General features: G+C 75.1%; 8 protein-coding genes. 7 read left to right on the forward strand and 1 reads right to left on the reverse strand.

What is annotated here, in order from left to right; translation table 11 throughout:
* Positions 1–305 precede the first annotated feature (305 nt).
* Positions 306–4,253 carry a glycosyltransferase gene (locus AC0682_RS03870; protein WP_478530770.1) on the forward strand — a complete coding sequence of 1,316 codons (3,948 nt, stop codon included), beginning with the start codon at positions 306–308 and terminating at the stop codon, positions 4,251–4,253.
* On the forward strand, positions 4,250–5,818 hold the full coding sequence (locus tag AC0682_RS03875; RefSeq protein ID WP_478530771.1) for a DUF5719 family protein: 1,569 nt from the start codon (positions 4,250–4,252) through the stop codon (positions 5,816–5,818). The genes AC0682_RS03870 and AC0682_RS03875 overlap by 4 nt, the downstream gene beginning before the upstream one ends.
* 141 nt (positions 5,819–5,959) lie before the next feature.
* Here the strand turns inward: AC0682_RS03875 and AC0682_RS03880 are convergent, their stop codons facing one another.
* A complete protein-coding gene (locus AC0682_RS03880) occupies positions 5,960–6,391 on the reverse strand; it encodes a metallopeptidase family protein (RefSeq protein WP_070199265.1) in 432 nt (143 codons plus the stop codon).
* Positions 6,392–6,778: 387 nt separating this feature from the next.
* On the opposite strand from AC0682_RS03880, the gene AC0682_RS03885 reads away from it, so the two are divergent.
* The 5 genes from AC0682_RS03885 to AC0682_RS03905 all read left to right on the forward strand — a co-directional run.
* Positions 6,779–7,156, forward strand: a complete 378-nt coding sequence (locus tag AC0682_RS03885; protein ID WP_478530772.1) for a DUF3499 domain-containing protein — start codon at positions 6,779–6,781, stop codon at positions 7,154–7,156.
* A gap of 96 nt (positions 7,157–7,252) precedes the next feature.
* On the forward strand, positions 7,253–8,620 hold the full coding sequence (locus AC0682_RS03890; RefSeq protein WP_478530773.1) for a phosphomannomutase/phosphoglucomutase: 1,368 nt from the start codon (positions 7,253–7,255) through the stop codon (positions 8,618–8,620).
* A 317-nt stretch (positions 8,621–8,937) separates the two neighbouring features.
* A complete protein-coding gene (locus AC0682_RS03895) occupies positions 8,938–9,120 on the forward strand; it encodes a Trm112 family protein (protein ID WP_018492918.1) in 183 nt (60 codons plus the stop codon).
* A 157-nt stretch (positions 9,121–9,277) separates the two neighbouring features.
* Positions 9,278–10,411 (forward strand): SIS domain-containing protein, encoded by a 1,134-nt coding sequence (locus AC0682_RS03900; RefSeq protein WP_478530774.1) that lies wholly within the window; start codon positions 9,278–9,280, stop codon positions 10,409–10,411.
* Between the two features lie 62 nt (positions 10,412–10,473).
* The coding region (locus tag AC0682_RS03905; protein ID WP_478530775.1) for a type I phosphomannose isomerase catalytic subunit at positions 10,474–10,948 on the forward strand (475 nt) is incomplete at its 3' end.

Here is a 10,948-nt window from a genome sequence, read left to right on the forward strand (position 1 = left end):
CCGAGCAGGGCTCCCCAGGGTCCTGGCCAAGACTCCCGCGAGACTTCCGCAGGGATCCCGTAGGACCACACCCCCCACGGCCCGTCGCTCATCGCCCCCGCACCGGGGGAGCGGAGCACGGGCCGTCGGCGCGTCCCGCACCCGTGCGCGTCCGCCGCTCCACCCGCTCGGGCCACCCCCGGGTATCCGTACCGTTAGTGTGGGGCCCCGTCCGAGATGCGCCAACGCCCCGCCGGGGCGCGCGTGTACACCGATGCAGCCCCCGGGGATACGCCCCCGGACCCGGCCGGAGGGCCCGTACCTCGATGTCCGTGCACAGCCACTCGGCGGCGCCGAACGCGGCCGCCGCCGCCCCAGAGTTCCCCCGGCACGTCGTCACCGCCGTGCTCGTCTCCCACGACGGCGCCCGCTGGCTGCCCGACGCGCTGGCCGGGCTGCTCGGGCAGGAACGCCCCGTCCAGAACGTCGTCGCCGCCGACACCGGCAGCGCCGACGAATCCGCCCGGCTGGTGACCGAGGCGCTCGGCGACGACCGGGTCCTGCACCTCGCCCGCCGTACGAGCTTCGGCACCGCCGTCGACGAGGCGGTCCGCACCTTCGCGGCGCCCACCCCCGACGACCTGCCCTACCTCAAGCGCCCCGGCGGCTGGGACCCGGCCACCCGGACCTGGGTCGACGAGAACTACGACCTGCCGGAGCTGCCGCACGGCGAACCGGTCCAGTGGCTCTGGCTGCTCCACGACGACTGCGCACCCGAGCCGGACGCGCTCGCCGAACTGCTGCGCGTCGTGGACAACGACCAGTACGCCACCATCGTCGGCCCCAAGCTGCGCGGCTGGTACGACCGCAAGCAGCTCCTCGAAGTCGGCGTCTCCATCGCCAACAGCGGCCGCCGCTGGACCGGCCTCGACCGCCGCGAGCAGGACCAGGGCCAGCACGACCAGGTCCGTACCGTCCTCTCCGTCTCCTCCGCCGGCATGCTCATCCGCCGCGACGTCTACGAGGAGCTGGGCGGCTTCGACCGCAGCCTCCCCCTGATGCGCGACGACGTCGACCTCTGCTGGCGCGCCCACCTCGCCGGCCACCGGGTCCTCATCGCCCCCGACGCCGTGCTGCGCCACGCCGAGGCCTCCGCCCGCGAGCGCCGCCCCATCGACTGCGCCGGCCGCTCGGTCGTCGGCCCGCACCGCGTCGACAAGGCGGGCGCGGTCTACACGATGCTCGTCAACGCCCGAGCGGCAGCCCTGCCCTGGGTGCTGCTCCGGCTCGTCGTCGGCACCCTCCTGCGCACCCTCGCCTACCTCGTCGGCAAGGTCCCCGGCCAGGCGCTCGACGAGGTCACCGGCCTCCTCGGCACCCTGCTCCGACCCGGCCGCATCCTCGCCGCCCGCCGCGAGCGCGGAAAGGGCGCGGTCGACGCGGCCGAGCTGCGCGCGCTCTTCCCGCCGCCGGGCGCCACCGTCCGGGCCACCGTCGAACAGGTCGCGGGCAACCTCGGCAGCAAGGGCGAGGCCGAGTCCAGCGGCTCCCGGCACGGGGCCGTCGAGTCCGGGCCCGGCGGCGACGACGCGGACTACCTGGAGGTCGACCAGTTCGCCCGGCTCAAGCGGATCGGCCGCAAACCCGGCCCGGTCCTCTTCGCCCTGCTCCTCCTGGTCTCCCTCATCGCCTGCCGCAACCTGCTCACCGGCGGCTCCCTGGCGGGCGGCGCCCTGCTGCCCGTACCCGAGACGGCCGGTCAGCTGTGGGGCCGGTACGCCGACGCCTGGCACACGGTCGCCACCGGAGGCACCCAGTCCGCCCCGCCCTATCTGGCGCTGCTCGCGGTCCTCTCCGTCCTCTTCCTCGGCTCGACCGGCTTCACCGTCACCGTGCTGCTGGTCTGCTCGGTCCCGCTGGCCGGACTCACCGCCTACTTCGCCTCCCGGCCGCTGCTCCCCTCCCGGCTGCTGCGCGCCTGGGCGAGCGTCGCGTACGCCTTCCTGCCCGCCGCGACCGGCGCCCTGGCCACCGGCCGTATCGGCACCGCCGTCCTGCTGGTCCTGCTTCCGCTGATCGCCCGCGCCGCCGTCGCCGCCCACGGGTTCCGCGACGGCACCGACCCGGACGCGCCGCGCGGAAGCTGGCGCGCGACCTGGGCGTACGCCCTCCTCCTCACCGTCACCACCGCGTTCACCCCGGTCGTCTGGCCGCTCGCCGTGGTGCTCGGCCTCGGTGTGCTGGCGCTGCGCCGCCGGGACATCACGGCATACGGGCTCCGCTTCCTCGCCGCCGTCGGCACCCCGATCCTGGCCCTGGCGCCCTGGTCCCTGACGCTGCTCACCGACCCGTCCGCGTTCTGGCGGGAAGCGGGCCTGGACCTCGGTACGGGGTCGGCCTCGGCGTTCGACCTGCTCGGGATCAGCCCCGGCGGCCCCAAGGCGGCGGGCAGCATCCTGCTGCTCGGCATCGTGCTGGCGGCGCTCGCTGCCCTGCTGCGCGAGGACCGGCAGTTCGCCGTCCGGGCCGCCTGGGCCACCGCGCTGGTGGGCCTGCTCTTCGCGGCGCTCGCCAACGGCTCGGCCTGGTCCGGACCCGCCACCCTCGTCTACGGCGCCGCCCTCATCGCGGCCGCCCTCGTCGGCGCGGACGGGGCCCGGGTCCGGGTCGCGGAACAGAGCTTCGGCTGGCGCCAGCCCGTCGCGGCCCTCATCGCCCTGGCCGCCGCCCTCGCCCCGGCGCTCGCCGCCTTCGGCTGGATGATCGGCGGCGCGGACGGCCCCCTGGAACGCCGCGACCCGGTCCAGGTGCCCGCGTTCGTGGCCGAGGAGAGCTCCACCCAGGACCAGGCGCGCACCCTGGTCCTCGGCGGTACCTCGCCCGACTCCGTCTCGTACAGCCTGGTCCGGGGCTCCGGCGTCCGGCTCGGCGACGGCGAACTGACCGAGGCGGCCGGCTCCAACAGCCATCTCGACAAGGTCGTGGCCAACCTGGTCGCGGGCTCCGGCGCCGACCAGGGCGGCCAGCTCGGCAACTTCGCCATCCGCTACGTCCTCGTACGCGACGGAGCACCGCGCCAGATGAGCCGCGTCCTGGACACCACCCCCGGCCTCAGCCGCCTCAGCCAGCTCGACGGCAGCGCCCTGTGGCGGGTGGACCGCCAGGTCGCCCGGGTGATGATCGTCCCGGCCGGCGGCGAGGGCGAGCGCGTCCCCGTCGGCTCCGGGCCCGTCGACGCCCGCGCCGGGATTCCGGCCGGCGACGAGGGCCGCATCCTGCGCATCGCGGACGAGGCCGCCCCCGGCTGGCAGGCCACGGTCGACGGCAAGCCGCTGCCCCGCGTGACCGTCGACGGCTGGGCCCAGGGCTTCGAACTCCCCGCGAGCGGGGGCCGCCTGACCCTCACGTACGACGCCCCCTTCACCCACACCGCCTGGATCTGGGCCCAGTGCGCGCTCGCCGTGGTCCTGGTGGTCATGGCCCTGCCGGGCCGTCGCCGGGACATCGACGACGACCTGCCCGACGAGGCGCTCGCCATCGCCGCGGAGGCGGCCGACGGGGAGGGCCGCCGCGCCCGCAGGCTCCGGGCCGCCGCCGAGGCGGAGGCCCTGGCGGCGGCGGAGGCGGACGGACACACGGGCGCCGGGGGGCCGGACGGCGGGCCGGGCTCCGCGCCGGGCTCCGGGCCGGGCGAGGTCCCGCCCCCGCCGCCCACCGCTCCTCCCGCTCCGCCGGAAACGGACTCCGCCACGGGCGCGTACACCAGCCCCGACGCCCCTGCCGTCCCCGACCAGCAGAGCGCCGACCCGTACGCCGGGAACGACGGCTACGACGCGCAGGAGCCCACCGGCGGCTACCCGGCGCTCCCGCAGCAGGGTTACGGGGAGTGGGACGGGCGGCAGCAGTACCAGGACACCGGCCCGCATGCCCCGGCCCCCTACCAGCAGGGCGACTACACCACGTACCAGCAGGACCCCTACGCGCAGCAGCAGCACACCGGCTACGCCTCCGGCTACCCGGACCAGGGCGGCTACGGCGCCGGGGACCCGTACGGACAGCAGGACGCCCAGCAGCAGTACGGCGACGGCGGCGGTGGGAGCGGCGGGGGCCAGTACGGCGGCTCCGGCGCGTACGACCCGTACGGCCGGTACACCGGCGAGCAGCCCTCGTACACCGACCCCGCCCAGCACCCCGCCGACCCCGGCGAGCACCCCGACCCCCCGGGCCAGGCCCCCTGGCAGACCCGTAACGCATCGCGAGGCGAGTCCGAGTGAAACCCACCCACCTGTCCCTCATCGCGGGCGCCGCAGCCCTGGCCGCCATCACCGGCTTCGCCTCGCTCACCGCCCCCCAGGGCCCGGCTCCGACGGAGGCCGCGGCCGCGGCCTCGCTGCCGGTGGAGCGGTCCAGCCTGGTCTGCCCGGCGCCCAGCACGTCCGATCTCGCGGAGACGCGGTACACCTCGTTCACCCCGCCCGGGAAGGACGCCGACAAGGGAGCCGAGGGCGGTGCCGACGGCGAGAAGGGCACGGCCGAGCTGAAGCCGGCCCTGCCGGTCCTGGACGAGGACGAGCCCGAGACCGACCCGAAGAAGGCCAAGAAGGCCGAGGAGGCCGCCAAGAAGGCGAAGGAGAAGGCCGACAAGCCGGTCCTCGCCGTGAAGGAGCCCGGAAAGCCGGTCACCGCCGAGACGGACGGTTCCGCCGCCCCGGCCCTCGTGGGCACGGCCACCGGCGCGCTCGCCCCCGGCTGGGCGGCCCAGCAGACCACCACGGTCACCGCGGGCGGCGCCCGGGGCCTCCTCGGGGTCAGCTGCACCGCCCCGGACACCGACTTCTGGTTCCCGGGCGTGAGCACCGCCCGCTCCCGCCAGGACTACGTGCACCTCACCAACCCCGACGACGGCGCGGCCGTGGCCGACATCGAACTGTTCGGCCCCAAGGGCCCGGTGACGTCCGAGGTCGGCGACGGCATCACCGTCCCCGGCCGCTCCAGCGTGGCGCTCCTGCTCTCGACCCTCACCGACGAGGCCGTCAACGACCTGACGGCCCACATCACCACCCGCTCCGGCCGGATCGGCGCGGTCGTCCTGACCGCCGACGACGGCTCGGGCACCGACTGGCTCACGGCGGCCGCCAACCCCGCGGGCACCCTGGTGATGCCCGGCATCCCGGCCGACGCCACCTCCGTACAGCTGGTGGCGTACGCGCCGGGCGAGAGCGACGCGGACGTCAAGGTCCAGCTGATGGGGAAGAACACGACGTTCGCGCCGGCAGGGAACGACACCCTCCACATCAAGTCGGGGATGACCGCCACCGTCGACCTGAAGGACATCACCCGCGGCGAGCCGGGCTCCCTGCGCCTCACCCCGGTCGAGAAGAGCCGGGCCACCCCGATCGTCGCCGCCCTGCGCGTGGTGCGGGGGACCGGCGAGAAGCAGGAGTACGCCTACATCCCGGCGACCGGCCCGGTGGGCGCGCGGTCGACCGTCACCGACAACCGGGCCAAGGGCTCCACGCTCTCCCTGGCCGCACCCGGCGCCGACGCCGAGGTGAAGGTGACCACGTCGGCGGGGAGCGAGGGCGGCGAGGCGGCCGTGGAGACGTACAAGGTCAAGGCGGGGACGACGGTGGCCGTCACCCCGAAGCCCCCGGCGGGACTGAAGGGCACGTACGCGCTGACCGTCGAGACGGTCTCGGGCGGCCCGGTCCACGCGTCGCGGGCGCTCGCCCTCCCGGAGGACGGCGTTCAGATGTTCACGGTCCAGACGCTGCCGGACGACGGCGGCACGGTGCTGGTCCCCTCGGCGCGGCAGGACCTGTCGGTGCTGGACGACTGAAGGGAGCGTGCGCCGCGGACGTACGCGGCGCACGCGACCTGCTCCCGCCACGCCCCTACGGCGGCACTCCGCCCCACGGGGCACGGGGGCACGACCGCCAGCGTCCCGCCCCTGCGAGCCCTGCTCCCGTCCGTACGGGGGCTACTCCTGCCCGTACCGCGGATCGACGGACTCCGGGGCCAGCCCCAGCAACTCGGCGACCTGCTCGACGACGACCTCGTGGACCAGGAGGGCCCGCTCGTCGCGGCTCTTGGTACGGATCTCGACGGGGCGCCGGTAGACGACGATCTGCGCGGGCCGCCCCTTGCCGGCGGGCAGGGCGCGGCCCAGCGGAACGGTGTCCTCCAGGTCACCCGGCACATCCAGGACGACGAAGTCGACCTCGGTCAGCTGGGGCCAGCGCCGCTCCAGCCGCTCCACCGAGTCCTGGACCAGATCGCGGAAGACCTCGCCCCGGCTGGCCGACAGCGGCACCTGGGGCGGTGCGACCGGCCCCCGCATACCGCGGCCGTGCCGGTCGCGGTGGCGGGGCCTCGGCTCGAACGGGTGGGGGGAGGGTACGGAGCTGTCCATCACCGACGCAGCGTAACGCCCGCAGACCCGCGCCGAGGGCGCCGACGGACGGCCCGCGACGGTTTCCTCCGGAGCCCTCCCGCGCCCCCGCGCCCGGCGGAATCCGCGGCGGCCCTGATGTGGGCCTCCTGTCCGGAGTTGAACATTCAGGCCAAGGTTGAGCGGTTTTCAGGCCCCTCATCCGATCATCGACGGTGAGAGTGACGTCGGCTTCCGTCCCGGCGCACGCCCTCCGGAGCCCCCGCCGCCGAGCGGCGCGGTGGGCACGGCGCAGGTCAGACGGGGCGCCGGGCCCGGGGGTGTGTCGAGGGCCACAGGGCGACACGGTGGGGTCAGCCGGGGGAGAGTCGTCGCAGCCCGCTCAAGAGTGCGGTACCGTCCAACATCGTGAGCCCTGTACGTCGCTGTTCGCGCACCGCGTGCGGCCGCCCTGCCGTCGCGACACTGACGTACGTCTATGCCGACTCGACTGCGGTCCTCGGCCCGCTCGCCACCTACGCCGAGCCCCACTGCTACGACCTCTGCGCCGAGCACAGTGAGCGGCTGACCGCGCCACGCGGCTGGGAGGTGGTGCGCCTCTCCGACGGCTCCGCGCCCGCGCAACCGAGCGGCGACGACCTGGAAGCGCTGGCGAACGCGGTACGGGAAGCGGCCCGGCCGCACGACCGCGGACCGGACGGCGGTGGCAGGGGCCCCCGCTCCGCGGACCCGGTGGAGGTCGCCCGCCGGGGCCACCTGAGGGTGCTGCGCTCCCCCGACTCCTGAGACCGGCTCCCGGTACCGACTTCGGGGACCGACTTCTGAGGGTTTCTACGGCCGGGTAGTTTGGGCGGTCCGCAAAGACCCCCAGGAGGACCGGCCGTGGTCGCTGATCTGTCGCAGCTCGTGAAGGCGTACGACGTACGTGGCGTGGTGCCCGACCAGTGGGACGAGGCGCTGGCCGAACTGTTCGGAGCGGCGTTCGTCCAGGTCACGGAGGCCGACGCGATCGTGGTCGGCCACGACATGCGGCCCACCTCGCCGACGTTGTCCGGCGCGTTCGCCCGGGGCGCGGCGGCCCGGGGCGCGGACGTCACGCTGATCGGCCTCTGCTCGACGGACCAGCTCTACTACGCGTCGGGGGCGCTGGACCTGCCGGGCGCGATGTTCACGGCCTCGCACAACCCCGCGCAGTACAACGGGATCAAGATGTGCCGGGCGGGCGCGGCGCCGGTGGGCCAGGACACCGGCCTGCGCGAGATCCGCACGCTGGTCGAACAGTGGTCGGAAGGCGCCCCGCAACCCCCGGCCCCCACCACCCCCGGCACCATCACGGAACGCGACACCCTCACCGACTACGCTGCCCATCTCCTGGGCCTGGTCGACCTCAAGGCGATCCGCCCCCTGAAGGTCGTGGTCGACGCGGGCAACGGCATGGGCGGCCACACGGTCCCCACGGTCTTCGAGGGCCTGCCGCTCGACGTCGTACCGATGTACTTCGACCTCGACGGCACGTTCCCCAACCACGAGGCCAACCCCCTCGACCCGAAGAACATCGTCGACCTCCAGGCCCGCGTGGTCGCGGAGGGCGCGGACCTGGGGCTCGCCTTCGACGGCGACGCGGACCGCTGCTTCGTGGTCGACGAACGGGGCGAGGGAGTCTCCCCGTCCGCGATCACGGCCCTGGTGGCCGCCCGCGAACTGGCCCGCAACGGCGGCGAGGGCATCGTGATCCACAACCTGATCACCTCCTGGTCGGTCCCCGAGGTGGTCCGCGAGAACGGCGGCACGGCGGTCCGCACGAGGGTCGGCCACTCCTTCATCAAGACGGAGATGGCGAAGCACGGAGCGATCTTCGGCGGCGAGCACTCGGCGCACTACTACTTCCGCGACTTCTGGAACGCCGACACCGGCATGCTGGCGGCCCTCCATGTCCTGGCCGCCCTGGGAGGCCAGACCGCCCCCCTCTCGGAACTGGTGGCCCAGTACGACCGCTACACCGGCTCCGGCGAGATCAACTCCACGGTCACCGACCAGTCCGCCAGCGTGGCCGAGGTCAAGGAGGCCTACGCGACCCGCGACGGCGTCACCTTCGACGAACTGGACGGCCTCACGGTCACGACGCCCGACTGGTGGTTCAACCTCCGAGCCTCGAACACGGAACCCCTGCTGCGCCTGAACGTGGAGGCGAGGGACAAGCGGACGATGGAGACGGTACGGGACGGGGTACTGACCTTGATCAGGCGTTGAACCCGCGAGCCCCGGACCTTCAGGGACCTGCCCATCCGGTCTGTCCGGCGCTTGTCCCGGCCGGCCCTTCCGGTGCCGGCCGACTCAGCACCTCCGGCGCCCTTGCCCGTCCGGCGCTTGAGGACAGGGCGCCGCCCCGGTTCCGGGAAGGGGCGGGCAGGGAGAGGCCCGCCGCAGGCGCCCCACCCCGCCCATCCCCAGCCGCCCCACCCCCGGCCGGGCCGCGCCCTCGTCCCCCCGGCGGTAGGCTGACGACGCCTGATCCACGTGAATCAGCACGTGAACCAGAAGTCGTACCGCTCGAAGGGACCCACCCCATGCCGCTCGAAGCCGGCCTCCTGGAGATCCTGGCCTGCCCCGCCTGCCACTCCCCGCTCGACGACCGCACCGCGGCCGACAGCCCGGAGCTGGTCTGCACCGGCACGGACTGCGGCCTGGCCTACCCGGTCCGGGACGGCATCCCGGTTCTCCTCGTCGACGAGGCCCGCCGCCCCGCCTGACCGCGAGCGAAGCGCGTACGGGTGAGCCCCGCAGGGCGGGCGGAACCGACCGGGACAGGACGCCCCTGAAGGGCACCCCCGCCCCGGCGCCCGCCCACCCCTCAGGCCCCCGCACCCGCACCCCGCACCCCACCCGGTGATTCGGAGGCCCACCGCCATGCTGGACGAGTCCTTGCTCGACGCCCCGGAAGCCCTGGCCAGGGCCGACCGCCGCGACCTGCTCCGCGGTGCCGCCGAGGCGGGTGCCCGGGTCCGCACCGCCGCCCGGCACGCCGCCGAGGCCGGCATCGGCAACCTGGCCCCGGAAGGCCGCCCCCGAGCCGTCCTGGTCGCCGGCCCCGGTACCGCCGCCTCGGGCGTCGCCGACCTGATCGGCGCGCTGGCGGGCGCGGCCGCCCCCGTCGTACGGATCCACCCCACCGGCGTGGCCCCCGCCCCCGGCGCCCTGCGCTGGGCCCTGCCCGGCTGGGCGGGCTCCGTGGACCTGCTCCTGATCGCGACCGCCGACGGCTCGGAACCGGGCCTCGCCCTCCTCGCCGAGCAGGCGTACCGCCGCGGCTGCACGGTCGTCGCCGTCGCCCCCACCCGCTCCCCGCTGCGCGAGGCGGTCGACGGGGTGCACGGCCTGGTCGTACCGATGGCGGCGGCCCCGCACGGCGAGTACGACGCGGAGACCTCGGCCGCGGGCCCCGGCACCCTGTGGGCGCTGATCACCCCGCTGCTGGCTCTGCTCGACCGGGTCGGCCTGGTGGCCGCGCCCCCCGAGGAGCTGGAGAAGGTGGCCGACCGCCTGGACCGGACGGCGGAACGCTGCGGCCCGGCCATCGCCACGTACAGCAACCCGGCCAAGACGCTCGCCGCCGAACTGGCGGACAGCCTGCCGCTCCTGTGGACGGAGGGTGACGCGGCGGGCCCGGTCGGCCGCCGGTTCGCGGCCATACTGTCCGAGCTGGCGGGCCGCCCCGCCCTCACGGCGGAACTCCCGGAGGCGCTGCCCTCGCACGGCACCCTGCTCGCGGGGGACTTCGCGGCCGGCGCGGACCCGGACGACTTCTTCCGCGACAGGGTGGAGGAGGGGGAGACCCTCCGGGCCAGGGTCGTCCTGCTGCGGGACCGTCCGACGGGCGGCCTCAGCGCCTACCCCGCCGCCCGGGAACTGGCGCTCGGCCACGACACGCCGGTCAGCGAACTGGAACCGGAACAGGGCGGCGAGCTGGAGGCGCTGGCGGAACTGCTGGCCATCACGGATTTCGCCGCTGTTTACGTGGCTCTGGCATCAAGGCCCTCGTAACGGAAGAGCACCACACGCCGCACCACCCCGCCAGCGCCCCGCACGACCCCGAGGACGACTCCATGGACCGCCTGTCCAACACCGTGCGCCCCTACGCCTGGGGCTCCACAACCGCCATCCCCGCCCTCCTCGGCACCGCCCCCACCGGCGAACCGCAGGCCGAGATGTGGATGGGCGCCCACCCGGGAGCCCCCTCCCGAACCACCCGCCCCGCAGAGGGCACGGCCCCCACGGAGCTCCCCCTCACCGAGGTCATCGCCGCGGACCCCGAAGGCGAACTCGGCGCGGCCACCGTCGCCCGGTACGGCCCCCGCCTCCCCTTCCTCCTCAAGCTGCTCGCCGCCGGCTCCCCCCTCTCCCTCCAGGTCCACCCCGACCTGGACCAGGCCCGCCAGGGGTACGCGGACGAGGAGGCCCGGGGGGGGGGGGGGGGGGACCCCCCCCCCCCTTGCGCCGACAGGAACCACAAGACCCAGACGATCTTTGCCCCCACCCCCCTCCACCACCCCCTTAGCCTCCCCCCACCCCCACCAAGGG

It is taken from the genome of Streptomyces sp. NPDC043746 (assembly GCF_056436485.1).

What these genes read in the sequence shown, in the direction of transcription:
- AC0682_RS03880 (WP_070199265.1), bottom strand. Translation starts at nt 6,391, where the DNA reads ATGGACAGCTCCGTACCCTCCCCCCACCCGTTCGAGCCGAGGCCCCGC.
- AC0682_RS03900 (WP_478530774.1), top strand. Translation starts at nt 9,278, where the DNA reads ATGCTGGACGAGTCCTTGCTCGACGCCCCGGAAGCCCTGGCCAGGGCC.
- AC0682_RS03895 (WP_018492918.1), top strand. Translation starts at nt 8,938, where the DNA reads ATGCCGCTCGAAGCCGGCCTCCTGGAGATCCTGGCCTGCCCCGCCTGC.
- AC0682_RS03870 (WP_478530770.1), top strand. Translation starts at nt 306, where the DNA reads ATGTCCGTGCACAGCCACTCGGCGGCGCCGAACGCGGCCGCCGCCGCC.